At 55.8% G+C, this 16,135-nt stretch carries 19 protein-coding genes; 3 read left to right on the top strand and 16 right to left on the bottom strand.

All coding sequences use genetic code 11. The features are described from left to right. Positions 1-159 precede the first annotated feature (159 nt). A complete protein-coding gene (mltF, locus tag SPH27_RS12810) occupies positions 160-1,710 on the top strand; it encodes a membrane-bound lytic murein transglycosylase MltF (protein ID WP_048976596.1) in 1,551 nt (516 codons plus the stop codon). Here the strand turns inward: mltF and tadA are convergent. The 4 genes from tadA to murQ are packed head-to-tail and all read right to left on the bottom strand — an operon-like array spanning position 1,598 to position 5,067. Continuing rightward, a complete protein-coding gene (tadA, locus tag SPH27_RS12805) occupies positions 1,598-2,137 on the bottom strand; it encodes a tRNA adenosine(34) deaminase TadA (protein ID WP_039263756.1) in 540 nt (179 codons plus the stop codon). The two genes, mltF and tadA, sit on opposite strands and share 113 nt — an antisense overlap. 24 nt (positions 2,138-2,161) lie before the next feature. Beyond that, positions 2,162-2,797 (bottom strand): phosphatidylglycerophosphatase C, encoded by a 636-nt coding sequence (gene yfhb, locus SPH27_RS12800; protein WP_023308841.1) that lies wholly within the window; start codon positions 2,795-2,797, stop codon positions 2,162-2,164. Positions 2,798-2,800: 3 nt separating this feature from the next. Continuing rightward, entirely contained in the window at positions 2,801-4,162 is a 1,362-nt protein-coding gene (locus SPH27_RS12795) for a PTS transporter subunit EIIC (RefSeq protein ID WP_073001690.1), read from the bottom strand. Between the two features lie 11 nt (positions 4,163-4,173). Continuing rightward, complete coding sequence (gene murQ, locus SPH27_RS12790) at positions 4,174-5,067, bottom strand: N-acetylmuramic acid 6-phosphate etherase (protein ID WP_045888305.1); 894 nt, start codon at positions 5,065-5,067, stop codon at positions 4,174-4,176. 117 nt (positions 5,068-5,184) lie between these two features. On the opposite strand from murQ, the gene SPH27_RS12785 reads away from it, so the two are divergent. Continuing rightward, positions 5,185-6,033, top strand: a complete 849-nt coding sequence (locus tag SPH27_RS12785) for a MurR/RpiR family transcriptional regulator (protein WP_023308844.1) — start codon at positions 5,185-5,187, stop codon at positions 6,031-6,033. 46 nt (positions 6,034-6,079) lie between these two features. After that, complete coding sequence (locus SPH27_RS12780; protein ID WP_008502177.1) at positions 6,080-6,340, top strand: YfhL family 4Fe-4S dicluster ferredoxin; 261 nt, start codon at positions 6,080-6,082, stop codon at positions 6,338-6,340. Here SPH27_RS12780 and acpS read toward each other — a convergent pair. The 12 genes from acpS to rseD form a co-directional block, all read right to left on the bottom strand. Beyond that, positions 6,337-6,717, bottom strand: a complete 381-nt coding sequence (acpS, locus tag SPH27_RS12775) for a holo-ACP synthase (protein WP_023294331.1) — start codon at positions 6,715-6,717, stop codon at positions 6,337-6,339. The two genes, SPH27_RS12780 and acpS, sit on opposite strands and share 4 nt — an antisense overlap. Further along, positions 6,717-7,448 carry a pyridoxine 5'-phosphate synthase gene (pdxJ, locus tag SPH27_RS12770; protein WP_032659491.1) on the bottom strand — a complete coding sequence of 244 codons (732 nt, stop codon included), beginning with the start codon at positions 7,446-7,448 and terminating at the stop codon, positions 6,717-6,719. The genes acpS and pdxJ overlap by 1 nt, the downstream gene beginning before the upstream one ends. A 75-nt stretch (positions 7,449-7,523) precedes the next feature. Continuing rightward, positions 7,524-8,231 carry a DNA repair protein RecO gene (gene recO / locus SPH27_RS12765; RefSeq protein ID WP_039263761.1) on the bottom strand — a complete coding sequence of 236 codons (708 nt, stop codon included), beginning with the start codon at positions 8,229-8,231 and terminating at the stop codon, positions 7,524-7,526. A gap of 17 nt (positions 8,232-8,248) precedes the next feature. After that, a complete protein-coding gene (era, locus tag SPH27_RS12760) occupies positions 8,249-9,154 on the bottom strand; it encodes a GTPase Era (RefSeq protein ID WP_006176722.1) in 906 nt (301 codons plus the stop codon). After that, positions 9,151-9,831 (bottom strand): ribonuclease III, encoded by a 681-nt coding sequence (rnc, locus tag SPH27_RS12755; protein WP_003860711.1) that lies wholly within the window; start codon positions 9,829-9,831, stop codon positions 9,151-9,153. The genes era and rnc overlap by 4 nt, the downstream gene beginning before the upstream one ends. Before the next feature lie 222 nt (positions 9,832-10,053). Beyond that, the gene (lepB, locus tag SPH27_RS12750; RefSeq protein WP_048978831.1) at positions 10,054-11,028 is read right to left on the bottom strand and encodes a signal peptidase I; all 975 of its coding nucleotides are present in this window, start codon (positions 11,026-11,028) and stop codon (positions 10,054-10,056) included. Between the two features lie 15 nt (positions 11,029-11,043). Next, positions 11,044-12,843: a translation elongation factor 4 gene (lepA, locus tag SPH27_RS12745; protein WP_032659499.1), complete on the bottom strand. Its 1,800-nt coding sequence runs from the start codon at positions 12,841-12,843 to the stop codon at positions 11,044-11,046. Positions 12,844-13,028: 185 nt separating this feature from the next. Beyond that, entirely contained in the window at positions 13,029-13,505 is a 477-nt protein-coding gene (rseC, locus tag SPH27_RS12740; protein WP_023308850.1) for a SoxR-reducing system protein RseC, read from the bottom strand. Beyond that, positions 13,502-14,455 carry a sigma-E factor regulatory protein RseB gene (gene rseB / locus SPH27_RS12735; RefSeq protein ID WP_033146239.1) on the bottom strand — a complete coding sequence of 318 codons (954 nt, stop codon included), beginning with the start codon at positions 14,453-14,455 and terminating at the stop codon, positions 13,502-13,504. The genes rseC and rseB overlap by 4 nt, the downstream gene beginning before the upstream one ends. Next, positions 14,455-15,105, bottom strand: coding sequence for an anti-sigma-E factor RseA (rseA, locus tag SPH27_RS12730; RefSeq protein ID WP_182071381.1), 651 nt, complete (start codon positions 15,103-15,105; stop codon positions 14,455-14,457). Before rseA ends, rseB begins: the two co-directional genes overlap by 1 nt. Before the next feature lie 31 nt (positions 15,106-15,136). Then, positions 15,137-15,712 (bottom strand): RNA polymerase sigma factor RpoE, encoded by a 576-nt coding sequence (gene rpoE, locus SPH27_RS12725; RefSeq protein WP_006176728.1) that lies wholly within the window; start codon positions 15,710-15,712, stop codon positions 15,137-15,139. After that, positions 15,709-15,795, bottom strand: a complete 87-nt coding sequence (gene rseD / locus SPH27_RS12720) for a rpoE leader peptide RseD (protein ID WP_223862639.1) — start codon at positions 15,793-15,795, stop codon at positions 15,709-15,711. Before rseD ends, rpoE begins: the two co-directional genes overlap by 4 nt. Positions 15,796-16,135: the final 340 nt, after the last annotated feature.

The raw sequence follows: 16,135 nt of genomic DNA, 5'->3' as shown, positions 1-16,135 counted from the left end.
AAAATTTGCACAGAGATTTAACAATAGATGTGACCTGTCTCTCTAATTGGTTGCCAAGTGGCGCAAGTTTACGCAAAATGCCGCTCATTCAATGGCAAACCTTATGATTAACATGGCTACAGCAGACTGAGGCAACCGGCGTCGCAGAGAATTAACTAATTGAAAAAATTAAAGATTAATTATCTGCTCATCGGCATTGTAACGTTGCTGCTGGCAGTGGCCCTCTGGCCTTCCATCCCCTGGTTCGGCAAAGCCGAAAACCGTATCGCCGCCATTCAGGAGCGGGGGGAATTGCGCGTCAGTACTCTCAACTCGCCGCTGATTTACAGCGACGTCAACGGCAAAATCATTGGCCTGGATTATGAACTGGCACAACAGTTCGCCGATTATCTTGGCGTGAAGCTTAAAATCACCGTCCGCCAGAATATCAACCAGCTTTTTGACGACCTCGATAACGACGATGCCGATATGCTCGCCGCCGGGCTGGTGTATAACAGCGAGCGCAGCAAGAACTACCAGCCAGGCCCGACCTACTACTCCGTTTCTCAGCAGCTGGTTTACCGCGTCGGGAGCCTGCGCCCGCGCTCGCTGTCCTCGATTAACGATCGGCAGCTGACAATTGCGCCCGGCCACGTGGTGATTGACGATCTGCGGGAGCTTAAGGAGAAGAAATATCCCGACCTGAGCTGGACGGTGGATCCGAAACTCGGCACGACGGAGCTGCTGGAGCAGGTAAAAGATCAGAAGGTGCCCTACACCATCGCCGATTCGGTCGCGATCAGCCTGTTCCAGCGGGTGCATCCTGAAATCGCCGTGGCGCTGGACGTCACCGACGAGCAGCCCGTGACCTGGTTTAGCCAGCTTGATGACGACCAGACCTTCTCTGCCGCGATGCTTGATTTCTTCAACACCATCAATGAAGACGGTACCCTGGCGCGTCTGGAGGAAAAGTACCTCGGGCACGGCGATGACTTTGACTACGTTGATACCCGCAGCTTCCTGCGCGCGGTAGACAGCGTCCTGCCGGACCTGCAGCCGCTGTTCGAAAAATACGCCCAGGAGATTGACTGGAAGCTGCTGGCGGCTATTTCGTATCAGGAATCCCACTGGGACACCCAGGCCACGTCGCCCACGGGCGTACGCGGTTTGATGATGTTAACAAAAAATACCGCGCTGAGCCTGGGCGTGAACGATCGTACCGACGCCGAACAGAGCATCAGCGGCGGCGCGCGATACCTGCAGGACATGATGGCTAAAGTACCGGAAACGGTGCCGGAAGAAGAGCGGATCTGGTTTGCGCTGGCGGCCTACAATATGGGCTACGCGCATATGCTTGATGCACGAGCGTTGACGGCAAAAACGAAAGGTAACCCGGACAGCTGGTCAGACGTTAAGCAGCGCCTGCCGCTGCTGAGCCAAAAGCCATGGTATAACAAGCTGACATACGGCTACGCGCGCGGACATGAAGCCTACGCCTACGTGGAAAATATCCGTAAATATCAGATTAGCCTGGTCGGGTATCTGCTGGAGAAAGAGAAAGAGGCGACGGAGGCCAAACAGCTGGCTCAAAGCTACCCGGTCGTGGCGCCGGACGAGCTTAATCGCCCAACAGCTTCAGTTCTGCCTTTTGCTGCTTTTTCTGCTGACGGCGCATTCGAAAGAAATCGCTTAATAGCCCCGAACACTCTGGTGCAAGCACCCCACCGATAGTCTTCACCTGGTGGTTCATACCCGGGTGACCCAGCACGTCCATCAGCGAACCGGCCGCACCGGTTTTTTCATCCCGCGCGCCGAAAACCAGAGTCCCGATCCGGCTGTGCACCATCGCGCCGGAGCACATCACGCACGGCTCCAGCGTCACATACAGCGTGGTATCAAGCAGGCGATAGTTTTGCAGCACCAGACCGCCCTGGCGAAGCGCCATAATTTCGGCATGCGCAGTAGGATCGTGGCGGCCAATAGGACGGTTCCACCCTTCGCCAATCACCTGGTTGTTATGAACCAGTACCGCGCCCACGGGCACTTCGCCCTCGTCCCAGGCGCGTTGAGCCAGCGTCAGCGCGTGGCGCATCCAGTATTCATGATTGTGTTCAGGGTTGGACAAAGGCTGATACTCCAGTCGAAAAGCGGGCGGCATTATACACGCCAGTTTTAGAGAAGACTATTCGAGTTGCTGAAGTTCGCCTGATGGCGTGACGCGCCAGCGGTGCTGGCAAAAATAGAGCAGCGGGTTGTCCTGCTTGCTGTCGCTGTAGCCGCTGTACAGGCGCAGCGGCGTACCGATGCGTTTCTCAAGCTGGACCACTTTTTCATGCCCCAGACAGCGCAGGGTCAGCACCCAGCCGCCGTAGCCGCGGCTAATTTGCGTGGCGATAAGATTCACGCGCGGAAGCCAGGGGGTATCAAAGTAGACCTGCTCCACCAGCGTCTGCGGGGAGCCGGTAATGAGCCAGATGTCGGCATCATTCGCGTCGAGATAGCTGGTCAGGCGCGCCTGCACCACCGGAAAGGCGGCGACGTGGCCGCGAAACCAGTGCGCAAAATCCTTTTCGAGCTGCTTAAGCCGCGCTTCGCTGTGCCCAAAGGTACATCCCCATAACAGCAGACTCATCGGCCATCGCGCCGCCCGGCCTTTCACCAGCAGCGCGATCCCGATAACCGGTAAGAGCGGCAGCACGAGCAGCGCATTCAAAGGCTGACGCCGCAGCAGGTAACGCATAAACGTACCAAACATATCCTGCTGATGCAGCGTTCCATCCAGGTCGAAAAAGACAACGCGACGCGCGTGATTTGCCAAACCTTACTCCTCTGGGTCGTTGAAACCTAACAGCCAGGTAAACAGGAACCCGGCGATCACCGCTACTAAATAGCCTAACAGATAGAGCATCACTTTTCCGGTCACGATGGTTAATGCCAGCGGTAAACCGGAGAGCCCAAAGGTGATAACGGTAGCGACTTTCCAGTAGCTGATCAGCGCCCCGCCTACCGCGCCGCCCAGACAGGCGGCGAGGAACGGTTTACCCAGCGGCAGCGTAACGCCGAAAATCAGCGGCTCGCCGATGCCGAGCAGTCCGACCGGGAGCGCGCCTTTAATCATTTTTTTCAGACGCGCGTTGCGGGTTTTCATCAGTACGGCAATCGCCGCGCCGACCTGCCCCACCCCCGCCATCGACAGGATAGGCAGCAGCGCGTTATAGCCGTGCGCCTGCACCAGCTCGACGTGGATCGGCACCAGCCCCTGATGTAGCCCCGTCAGCACCAGCGGCAGGAAGGTACCTGACAGCACCGCTCCCACCAGCAGGCCGCCGCGGTCAATAGCCAGAGACGCGCCGTGAGCGATGGCTTCAGAGATCCATCCGCCTAGCGGCTGGAGGGCCACAATCGCTACGCTACCGGTAATCAGCGTGGTCAACAGCGGGTTGAGGATCAGCTCGATCGAGCCAGGCAGAACCGCGCGCAGCCTTTTCTCGATCCAGCACATCAGGATGACCACCAGCAGCACGGCAATCACCCCGCCGCGCCCGGGCTGGAGCGCCTCGCCAAACAGCGTGATCTGCGCCAGCTGCGGGCTGGACAAGATGCCCGCCATGACCCCGCCCATGGCCAACGATCCGCCAAACACCTTCGCGGTATTCACCCCGACCAGAATGTTCATGATGGCGAAAACAGCGCTGCCGAAGATCCCAAGGATCCCCAGCAGATTCGGATACTGCGTGGCGAAATCCCCCACGATATCCGGTCGCTTGAGGATATTGATGATCCCGGTGATCAGGCCGGAGGCAATAAACGCCGGGATCAGCGGAATAAAGACGTTTGCCAGCTGACGCAGCGCATCGCTCATGGGGGCTTTGTATTTGGCCTTTGCCTGCGCTTTGGTGCGCTCCGCATCGTCAATCGACGCGCTCGCGCTTACGCCCATCAGCGCACGCATGGCATCAACAACCTGCGCCGCTTTCCCCGGCCCGACGATCAGCTGATGCTGCTGCCCCTGTTTCACGTAGCCGCTGACGCCGGAGAGTTGCTTCAGGCGCGGCACGTCGAGCTGGTCGTCGTTATGCACCTCGACGCGCACGCGCGTCATGCAGTTTTCGAGACGCTGAATATTTTTTTCCCCACCGATCCCCTGCAGGATATCGCTGGCGAGCGCTGCTGTTTTGTCCATAGACGCCTCTGTTAGTTTTCTAATGCCGCCCGTAAGAAGCCGCTATGCGCATCGAGTTTGGCTCTCGCGGCCGCCGCATCCAGCCCGCTCAGGATCATCAAAATGGCCGGTTTAACATCGTGATCGGTCTGCTTGAGTACCGCTTCTGCCTCTTCACGGCCTGCGCCAGTCGCCTCCATCACCATGCGGCAGGCTCTGTCCACCAGCTTGACGTTGGTGGCCTGCATATCCACCATCAGGTTCTGATAAACCTTGCCGAACTTCACCATCGCGCCGGTGGAGATCATATTGAGCACCAGCTTTTGCGCGGTCCCGGATTTCAGGCGCGTGGAGCCGGTGAGCGCTTCCGGCCCGACAACCGGAGAGATAGCAATAGCGGCCACCTGCGCAATCGGGGAGCCCGGATTACAGGAGATGGCCACCGTCGTGCAGCCCGTCCGGTTGGCGTATTCCAGCCCGCCAATGACGTACGGGGTGCGCCCGGATGCCGCCAGCCCGACCACCAGATCCTTCTCGGTCAGATTCAGCTCCTTCAGGTCATCCTCGCCCAGCTGTGCATTGTCTTCCGCTCCTTCAACGGCTTTCAGCAGCGCGCCGGGTCCACCGGCAATCAGCCCAACGACCAGACCGTGCGGCACCCCGAAGGTGGGCGGACATTCTGACGCATCCAGGACCCCAAGACGCCCGCTGGTGCCCGCCCCCATGTAGATAATGCGACCGCCGGCCTTGAGGGCTTCCGCCGCCGCATCGACCGCTTTCGCCACCTCGGGTAATGTCTCTTTCACTGCCTGCGCGACCAGCGTATCCTGTTGATTAAAGCGGTTAACCAGCTCCAGGGTGGAGAGCGCATCCAGATCCATGGTTTGCGGGTTACGCGTTTCAGAAACAAGTGAGCCAAGATTCATTTTTGTACCTCAAGAATTTTTAATTCATAATAATCACACTATAATGGAATATAAAATTCATTCAGGCGAGCAAAATTCGTATTTGCGCAGATAATCACATTTTCGCCAGGAGACCCTATGAACTGTTTAATTCGCATTCGCCAGCGCTATGCAGGCTTTGCCCAAAGCGACAAGAAGCTGGCGGATTTTCTGCTTTCTCAACCCGACCATGCACGCCATCTCAGCTCGCAGCAGCTGGCGAGTGAAGCCGGCGTGAGCCAGTCCAGCGTGGTGAAGTTTGCCCAGAAGATTGGCTTTAAGGGGTTCCCCGCCCTCAAGCTGGCGATCAGCGAAGCGCTGGTGAGCAACCCCAACCCGCAGTCCATGCCGGTGCATAATCAGATCCGCGGCGATGACCCGATGCGGCTGGTTGGCGAAAAGCTGATCAAAGAGAACGTGGCGGCCATGCACGCGACGCTCGATGTGAACACCGAAGAGAAGCTGCTGGAGAGCGTGGCGATGCTGCGCGGCGCGCGGAGGATCATCCTGACCGGTATCGGCGCGTCCGGACTTGTGGCGCGTAACTTTGGCTGGAAGCTGACGAAAATTGGGCTTAACGCCATCGTCGAGCAGGATATGCACGCCCTGCTGGCAACCGTACAGGCAATGGATCCTGACGATCTGCTGCTGGCCATCTCCTACTCCGGCGAGCGCCGTGAAATCAACATGGCAACTGATGAAGCGCTGCGCGTCGGCGGTAAAATTCTGGCGATCACCGGTTTTACACCGAATGCCCTCCAGCAGCGGGCAACGCGCTGTTTATATACCATTGCCGAGGAACAGGCCACGCGCAGCGCGGCTATCTCGTCCACCAGCGCGCAAATGATGCTGACGGACCTGCTGTTTATGGCACTGGTGCAGCAGGATCTGGAGCGCGCGCCCGAGCGCATTCGTCACAGCGAAGAACTGGTAAAGAAACTGGTTTGACGCGTATAATGCCCGCCCGGTTTGTGTTGTTTCTGAGAATTTCCTGATGGCGCTGTTAATTACCAAAAAATGCATTAATTGCGATATGTGCGAGCCCGAATGCCCGAACCAGGCGATTTCGATGGGCGACAGCATCTATGAGATTAACAGCGACCGCTGCACGGAATGCATCGGCCACTATGAAACGCCGACCTGCCAGAAAGTGTGCCCGATCCCGAATACCATCCTGAAGGATCCGGCCCACGTCGAGAGCGAAGAGCAGCTATGGGATAAGTTTGTCCTGATGCACCACGCGGACAAACTTTAACTTTCGATGATCACCGTCGCGCTGGCATAGTGACGTTCATCCGCGATCGTCACGTGCATATGATTCACCCCCAGCTTTTCCGCCAGCTTTTGCGCTTCTCCCCACAGACGCAGGCTCGGTTTGCCCAGCTCATCGTTAAACACTTCGAACTGATTAAACGCCAGGCCGTTACGAATGCCGGTCCCGAAGGCTTTGGCCGCCGCCTCTTTTACCGCAAAGCGTTTTGCCAGAAAACGCACCGGCTGCTGATGCGCTTCCCAGATGGCCCACTCGTTATCGCTCAGCACGCGTCTTGCGAGGCGATCGCCGCTACGGGCGATCACCGCTTCAATGCGGGCTATTTCAACGATATCGGTGCCTAAGCCCAGAATAGCCATTACTGACGCGCTTCCTGCATCAGGCGTTTCATCTCAGAGACCGCCTCTTTCAGACCGCTCATCACCGCACGGCCAATGATGGCGTGGCCGATGTTCAGCTCGTGCATTTCCGGCAGGGCGGCAATGGCCTTCACGTTGTGGTAGGTCAGGCCGTGACCGGCGTTAACCTTCAGGCCCAGGCTTGAGGCGTACGTGGCCGCTTTAGCGATACGCTCCAGCTCTTTGGCCTGTTCGGCATCGTTTTTGGCATCGGCATAGCAGCCGGTGTGAATTTCGATATACGGTGCGCCCACGTCGGCCGCCGCTTTAATCTGGGCGAAATCGGCGTCGATAAACAGAGAAACCAGGATACCGGCATCCGCCAGGCGCTTGCAGGCATCGCGCATTTTGTCGAGCTGACCGGCCACGTCCAGACCGCCTTCGGTGGTCACTTCCTGGCGTTTTTCCGGCACCAGGCAGCAGAAATGCGGCTGGGTCTCGCAGGCAATCGCCAGCATCTCTTCGGTGACTGCCATCTCCAGATTCATACGGGTGTCCAGCGTCTGGCGCAGAATGCGCACGTCGCGATCGGTGATATGGCGACGGTCTTCACGCAGGTGAACGGTAATGCCGTCAGCGCCAGCCTGTTCAGCGATAAATGCCGCCTGAACCGGATCGGGATACGCCGTGCCGCGCGCGTTACGCAGCGTGGCGATGTGGTCGATGTTGACGCCTAACAGTAATTCAGCCATGACAATCCTCGGTATTTTGGTTCATTTCTCTTCCCCCTCTCCCTCCGGGAGAGGGCTGGGGTGAGGGGTAAAACGTTAACGTTTCGGCACAAATTGCCTGAATAATTCGCGGCTCTTTAAGGGCTTGCCGCCAAGATACGGCTTGAGGGCAATCCGGGTAAAGCGTTTTGCTGCGCGCAGGGTGTCCAGATCGGGAAACTCGCGCTCATACAGCGCCCGGAGCTGGCGCCCGGTAAAGGTGCTGTTGTCTATCACGATACTGGCAATGAAGCCTTTTTCTTCGCGGTAGCGGTAGGTCATGGTGTCTTCTATCTCATCACCGCTGCCCGCGCAGTGCAGAAAATCTACGCCGTATCCGAGGTGGCCCAGCAGCGCCAGTTCAAAACGACGCAATGCGGGTTCGGGCGTGCCGGTTGCGCCAGCCAGCGACTGGATACAGTGCAGATAATCGAAGAAAAGTTCAGAGAAGCGGGTCTCATGTTCAAGAACGCGTGAGATGAGTTCGTTGACATACAGACCGCTGTAGAGCGTGATGCCGGAAAGAGGAAGCGCCAGGGAGACGGCTTCGGCACTGCGCAGGGTTTTCACTTCCCCTCGCCCACCGAAGCGTACCAGCAACGGTGTGAAAGGCTGTAGGGCGCCTTTCAGATTAGAACGTTTGGAACGTGCGCCTTTCGCAACAAGGCGCACGCGGCCCGACTCTTCCGTGAAGACGTCCAGCATGAGGCTGGTTTCGCTCCAGGGACGACTATGCAGGACAAAGGCGCGCTGCCATCCATCCATATGCTCGTCGTCTTAAGTTACTGGTCTTCGCCGTAACCGAGGCTGCGCAGAGCACGCTCATCATCGGCCCAGCCAGATTTCACTTTCACCCACAGTTCGAGGTGAACCGGCGCTTCGAACATCTCCATCATGTCCTTACGGGCTTCGATACCGATGGTTTTGATCTTGGCCCCTTTGTTGCCGATCACCATCTTCTTCTGCCCTTCGCGCTCTACGAGGATCAGGCCGTTGATATCGTAGCCACCGCGCTCGTTGGTCTGGAAACGCTCGATCTCTACCGTTACGGAGTAAGGCAGTTCAGCACCCAGGAAACGCATCAGCTTTTCACGGATGATTTCAGACGCCATAAAGCGCTGAGAGCGATCGGTGATGTAGTCTTCCGGGAAGTGATGAATCGCTTCCGGCAGATGCTTCCGCACGATGCCCGCGATGGTATCCACGTTCAGGCCGGTCTCAGCAGACAGCGGAACGATATCAAGGAAGTTCATCTGGCTACCGAGCCACTGCAGATGCGGCAGCAGGTCGGCCTTTTCCTGCACGTTATCAACTTTGTTGACCGCGAGGATGACCGGCGTTTTGCCGTCACGCAGCTTGTTCAGCACCATCTCGTCGTCCGGCGTCCAGCGGGTGCCTTCCACAACGAAAATCACCAGCTCTACGTCGCCGATCGAGCTGCTCGCCGCCTTGTTCATCAGTCGGTTGATGGCACGCTTCTCTTCCATGTGCAGGCCAGGGGTATCGACGTAGATCGCCTGATACGCGCCTTCAGTATGGATGCCGACGATGCGGTGACGCGTGGTCTGCGCCTTACGCGAGGTGATTGAAATCTTCTGCCCAAGCAGATTATTCAGCAGGGTGGATTTGCCAACGTTCGGACGTCCGACGATGGCAATAAATCCGCAATAGGTTTTCTCTTCGCTCATTCCAGCTCCAGCATTTTTAACGCCTGTTCGGCGGCAGCCTGTTCAGCCTTACGACGGCTTGAACCTGTGCCCACCACCGGTTCACTCAGGCCACTGACCTGGCAATGGATGGTAAATTCCTGATCGTGCGCTTCGCCACGCACCTGCACCACCAGATAAGACGGCAGCGGCAGATGACGACCCTGCAAATATTCCTGCAGACGCGTTTTCGGATCTTTTTGTTTATCGCCCGGACTGATTTCGTCCAGACGGGTCTGATACCAGTTCAGGATCAGCTTTTCTACGGTCTGGATATCGCTGTCCAGGAACACACCACCAATTAATGCTTCGACCGTATCGGCAAGAATAGATTCACGACGGAAGCCGCCGCTTTTCAGTTCACCCGGTCCAAGACGCAGACATTCGCCCAGTTCAAACTCGCGCGCGATTTCCGCAAGGGTATTACCCCGAACCAGCGTGGCACGCATGCGGCTCATATCACCCTCGTCCACACGCGGGAAACGATGATAAAGCGCATTCGCAATCACGAAACTTAAAATAGAGTCGCCTAAAAACTCGAGACGCTCATTATGTTTGCTGCTGGCACTGCGGTGGGTTAATGCCTGTTGCAACAACTCCTGATGATGAAAAGTGTAGCCCAGCTTCCGTTGAAGCCGATTAATTACGATGGGGTTCATGCGATACCAATAAATGAATGCGTCAAAAATGCAGCACACGAAACCGACCTGAGAAAACCAACGCGGTTTCGTGTGCCGTGGCACCCTTGCAGGGCCAACCTTAAACTTCGGGGGAATATTCTATACACAACGACAGGGGATGTCGTTAGTTCGAAGAGATTTATCGTGGAAATAATTCACGTAGCCGCTAATTAAAGCGGCTACGCGTTCATTTATTGAGAATTAATGGATTCCGCCGATACGATTCAGGCGTACACCGGTCGGCCATTCGCCTTCCTGCTTCTCAAAACTCATCCAGATGGCGGTGGCTTTACCGACCAGATTCGCTTCCGGCACAAAGCCCCAGTAACGGCTGTCCGCAGAGTTATCGCGGTTGTCACCCATCATGAAGTAATGTCCTGGCGGTACAATCCAGCTCGCCAGCTGCTGGCCAGGCTGGCGATAGTACATACCCAGCTGATCCTGCGCGATTGGCACGGTGAGGATTCGGTGCGTCACATCGCCCAGCGTCTCTTTGCGCTCAACCAGACGGATGCCGTCCTCTTTGGTTTCACCTTTCGGTACCTGGAAGAATCCGCTGGTCGCTTCGCCGCCGTTACGACGGGCAAAGGTCTGCACAAAGTCACTTGGCTCAACGTTTGAGTAAGTAATTGGCAGCGCGTTTTCACAGGCGGTACCGGAGCTGCAGCCAGGCTGAACGGTGACTTCTTTCGCAACCGGATCGTAAGTGACTTTATCACCCGGCAGACCTACCGCGCGCTTGATGTAGTCCAGGCGCGGATCTTCCGGATATTTAAACACCACGATGTCGCCACGTTTCGGATGACCGGTTTCGATCAGCGTTTTCTGGTAGATAGGATCTTTAATGCCGTAGGCAAACTTCTCTACCAGAATAAAATCACCAATCAGCAGCGTTGGCATCATTGAACCTGATGGGATTTGGAACGGCTCGTAAATAAACGAACGTACCACCAGCACAATCGCCAGCACCGGAAATACCGAGGCGCCCGTTTCCAGCCAGCCCGGTTTCGGGCCGACTTTCTTCAGGGTTTTCGCGTCAATCTCATCACCAGTGGCTGCCTGAGCGGCAGCCTGACGTTCACGACGTTTTGGGGCGAAGATAAACTTATCCAGACACCACAGCAGACCTGTCACCAGGGTAGCAATGACCAGAATCAGGGCAAACATGTTCGCCATGCCAACTCCTTAGGGTTATTTGCCGTCTTTACCAACATGAAGGATGGCAAGGAATGCTTCCTGCGGCAGCTCGACGTTACCGACCTGCTTCATACGCTTCTTACCTTCTTTCTGCTTCTGCAGCAGCTTTTTCTTACGGCTGACGTCACCGCCATAGCACTTCGCCAGAACGTTTTTACGCAGCTGTTTCACGGTTGAACGCGCGATAATGTGGTTGCCAATCGCCGCCTGAATCGCGATATCGAACTGCTGACGCGGGATCAGATCTTTCATCTTCTCAACCAGCTCGCGACCGCGGTACGGCGCATTGTCGTTGTGGGTGATCAGCGCCAGCGCATCCACGCGCTCGCCGTTGATCAGCACGTCCACACGCACCATGTTGGAGGCCTGGAAGCGTTTGAAGTTGTAATCCAGTGACGCATAGCCACGGGAGGTCGACTTCAGACGGTCGAAGAAGTCGAGTACCACTTCCGCCATCGGGATTTCATAGGTCAGCGCCACCTGGTTACCGTGGTAAACCATGTTGGTCTGCACGCCACGCTTCTCAATACACAGCGTAATGACGTTCCCCAGGAATTCCTGCGGCAGCAGCATGTGACACTCTGCGATAGGCTCACGCAGCTCCTGAATGTTGTTCAGCGGCGGCAGCTTGGACGGGCTGTCGACGTAGATCACTTCTTTCGAGGTGGTTTCAACTTCATAGACTACCGTCGGCGCCGTGGTGATCAGATCCAGATCGTATTCGCGCTCCAGACGTTCCTGAATGATCTCCATGTGCAGCAGACCGAGGAAGCCACAGCGGAAGCCGAAGCCCAGCGCCGTTGAGCTTTCTGGCTCGTAGAACAGGGAAGCATCGTTCAGGCTCAGTTTACCGAGCGCGTCACGGAAGTTTTCGTAGTCGTCAGAGCTGACCGGGAACAGACCCGCGTAAACCTGCGGTTTCACCTTTTTAAAGCCTGGCAGCGCTTTATCTGCCGGGTTACGTGCACCGGTCAGGGTATCGCCCACCGGCGCGCCGAGGATGTCTTTAATGGCGCAGACCAGCCAGCCTACCTCGCCGCATCTCAGCTCGGTACGGTCAACCTGTTTTGGCGTGAAGATGCCCAGACGGTCTGCGTTGTAGACCTGTCCGGTACTCATTACCTTGATTTTGTCGCCTTTACGCATGGTGCCGTTTTTAATACGCACCAGAGAGACAACGCCCAGATAGTTATCGAACCAGGAGTCGATAATCAGCGCCTGCAGCGGGCCATCCGGATCGCCTTCCGGGGCCGGAATGTCACGTACCAGGCGTTCCAGCACGTCGGTCACGCCCACACCGGTTTTCGCGGAGCAGCGCACGGCATCGGTCGCGTCAATGCCGACAATATCTTCAATCTCTTCCGCTACGCGCTCAGGATCGGCGGCTGGCAGGTCGATCTTGTTCAGAACCGGCACAACTTCGAGATCCATTTCCATCGCGGTGTAGCAGTTTGCCAGGGTCTGGGCTTCAACGCCCTGCCCGGCATCCACCACCAGCAGCGCGCCTTCACAGGCCGCGAGCGAGCGTGAAACCTCATAGGAGAAGTCAACGTGGCCTGGGGTGTCGATAAAGTTCAGTTGATAGGTTTCACCATCAGCCGCTTTGTAATCAAGCGTAACGCTCTGCGCTTTAATGGTGATACCACGTTCGCGTTCCAGGTCCATGGAGTCCAGAACCTGGGCTTCCATTTCACGATCAGACAGGCCACCGCAAATCTGGATAATACGGTCAGACAGCGTCGACTTACCGTGGTCAATGTGAGCAATGATCGAAAAGTTACGTATGTTCTTCATATAGTTAAATAATTATGCCTTACGAATTCCTGGAGGCCGCTGTTCTTAGCCTGACGTTTTTCAGTGCGAAAACGCAGCATTCTACACTACATCCTCGCTACCTGGAAATGCACTTAGAAGCAGGTATAGCGTGAAGAAAGGCCGTTTTCTGTTTTAGGGTGTAAAAAATGATAAAGCCCGATGGATCACCGGGCCTCAGAAGAGAGCGTTTCAACACGAAGCTGGTCTGGCGCCAGCCCAACACTGAGAATGACAGGCTGCCACTCCTCGCGCGCGGCGAGCGTCGGAGAGAGCCCTTTGGCAAGCCAGAATCCCCCTACGCCACCCAATGCAGCACCGCACATAGCGGCCACATCGGTACCAAACAGCATCTGAAACAGGCCGCCCATGATAAACAGGCCGACCAGCGGAGAGAGATACACCAGCATAGCGGAGCTGAGCAGGCTGCCTTCCGCGATGCCCAGTTCCACCTTCTGCCCCGCCATCAGCGGCTGCTCACTTGGCACAGAAATCGTGTGCGATGTTTGTGGCCCAAGCTTATTCAACACGCGGCTGCCGCAGCCGGCGCGGGATGCGCAGCTATTACATGAGGCTTTAACATCGCAGCTCACCAGCGCAATGCCGTTTTGCCAGGAGACAACCGTCGCCCACTCTTTGATCATTGTGCAGCCCTGAATTTAATGCTGTCGGAGATGCGCTTCGCCGTCTGCGGAGGGAGTTCTCCCACAATGGTGATTTCTGCGTTATCGCGTACCGTTGTACTCACCGTACGGCGCCCGGTACGCAGCATTTGTTCGGCGCTGTTTGCCGTTGCGCGATTGATATTCACCGAGAAGCTGAACAAACCATCCGAATAGAGGCGCGATTCTACCGGCGTTTCAATCGTTGGCAGCTGACGACGGCTGCTGGACACTTCGCTAAACCCTTGCGGGATCCAGGCAGGTACCCAGTTGAAATTAACGGAATCCCCGGCAGGAACAGAAAGCAGCGGTGGCAGGCTGGCCTTAGCCAGATTCTGCATGCTGTTGCCAACCTGATTGTTCACGCTGAAGGAGATAACCCGGAACTGTTCCAGCGTTTCACCGTCACGGTCGAGCAGGTCAACACGCATGGGGAGTTTGGTTTCGGCATCAATCCAGACGATATAGCTGTAGCGCGTTCCGTCCCGGGCGACAACGCGAATTACCTCGCACAGTCTGTCCGCGATGCGGGTACGCCCTACCGAAATAAAATCGTAGTAAGGGGCAAGCCGTTTGAAGTCGGTGTAAATGAGTGACGGCAGGGAATCAACGATATAGTCGCCATTCAGCGTGAAAGGCTCCAGGCCTGGCTCGAAATAGCTGATTTCATTACCACGTTGGACCACTTCCCGACGCGGGCCATCCATCTGTAAAAGCTGGGCGAGCGGCTGCTTATCAAGACGGGCATGACGATAGCGTAACGACTCGACGCCCTGCTTATTGATGCTGATAAATGCCAACTCATAATTGAGTGACTGGCTGGCCAGATTCATTTGCTGCAACAACGCCCCGGATGAAACATCAGCCGAGGCGTTGGCAGAGAAGAACAGGCTACCCGCCATCAGAGACATGGCGAACCAAAGTTGCTTCATTACTGCGATTGCGTTCCTAAAGTTTGGTTTCCGGGCACCTGCACAGCAGCTTGCTGTGTCTGCGCCTGCTCAAACTGAAGCTGTTCAGAGTGCAGACGACGCTGCAACTCGTAATCCTGCAACATCGCATTAATGCGACGGCGCTGCTCCTGAACCTGCTGTTGCTGACCGCCGCTGGCGGATGCATCAGCCGGTACGCCCAGGCTTACCGGGCTGGCTTTGCCCATCATCGGCAGTGTGTTAAACACTGGCGCTTCTGGCTGCTGATTAGTTTCAGACTGAGTATTATAGTGCTGGACGCCAACAATAACTGCAAGCGATACGCATGCAGCCACACCCATTTGGGTAAGCTGGCTGGCCCACGGACGCACCTTTTGCCAGAACTGCATTTTCTGCCATTGGTGAGGCGCGGGTTGAGCTTCAGGAATCAGCGGAGTGGTCTGATGAACAGGCTCATTCTCAATCGCCGCCATGACGCGGGCTGAGATATCGAAATGGAGAACCTCGCCGGTGTCACCGCGAAGGGTGTCACGGATGAGATGGTAACTCTCCCAGGTCTCTTGCATTTCGGGTGAATGAGACAGCTCGTTGAGCAGCTCACTATCCACCGTTTCACCATCCATTAAAGCGGAAAGTTTTTCTTTCTGCATGCCTAATACCTTTTCCAGTATCCCGCTATCGTCAACGCCTGATAAGCGGTTGAACTTTATTATCAATAGCTTCTCGCGCACGGAAAATTCGTGAACGTACCGTGCCGACCGGACAATCCATGATAGCGGCTATCTCTTCATAGCTCAGACCATCCAGCTCCCGTAACGTAATTGCCATACGTAAATCTTCCGGGAGCGACTCGATCGTGCGAAAAACGATTTGTCTCAGTTCTTCTGACAACATTAAGTTCTCAGGGTTCGAAATTTCTTTCAATGCGCCGCCGCTTTCAAAGTTTTCGGCGTCGATTGCGTCCACATCACTTGAAGGCGGACGACGGCCCTGAGCGACCAGATAATTCTTTGCCGTATTGACCGCAATACGGTACAGCCAGGTATAAAAAGCACTATCTCCCCGGAAAGAATCCAGCGCGCGATAGGCCTTAATAAAAGACTCTTGCACCACATCAGGCACATCGCCTGACGGTACATAGCGGGAAACCAGGCTCGCCACCTTATGCTGGTAGCGGACCACCAGTAGGTTAAAGGCTTTCTGATCTCCCTTCTGGACCCGTTCAACCAGGACCTGGTCCGTTAACTGCTCGCTCATCCGAGGTAATGTCTCCCCAAACCTAAATTCCACGCGTTATCGAAACGCCACTCTAAAAATACCGCACTTTGAGCAAGCACCATTTAGAGTGTCTGATCTTCAATAAGTTCCGTAACGCCTTTGTTTTTGTTCATCGCGCCACAGACCGTTTATTTTCTCTCATTATAAGTCTGTTCACGATACGCACCACTTTATGACAAGAAACATCTTTTTCCCGCCAGAAGAGTAACGCAACACAGGCTTTATTTCACCACAAAATCTGACGCTAACGATCTGCTTCGCAAAATAATTTCACTCATTTACCCTCCGTTTACCTCCGCTTACGCGTTTAGCCATTGCGACAGCCTCTAAAAAAATACGTGCGATATATCGCATTCAGGTGCTATTCTGACCCAACACTGTTTAGTAAATTAAACAACAATC

The sequence above is a fragment of the Enterobacter sp. A103 genome (assembly GCF_034427535.1).
Lineage (GTDB): Bacteria > Pseudomonadota > Gammaproteobacteria > Enterobacterales > Enterobacteriaceae > Enterobacter > Enterobacter asburiae_B.
This window is presented reverse-complemented; position numbering and strand designations above follow the sequence as displayed.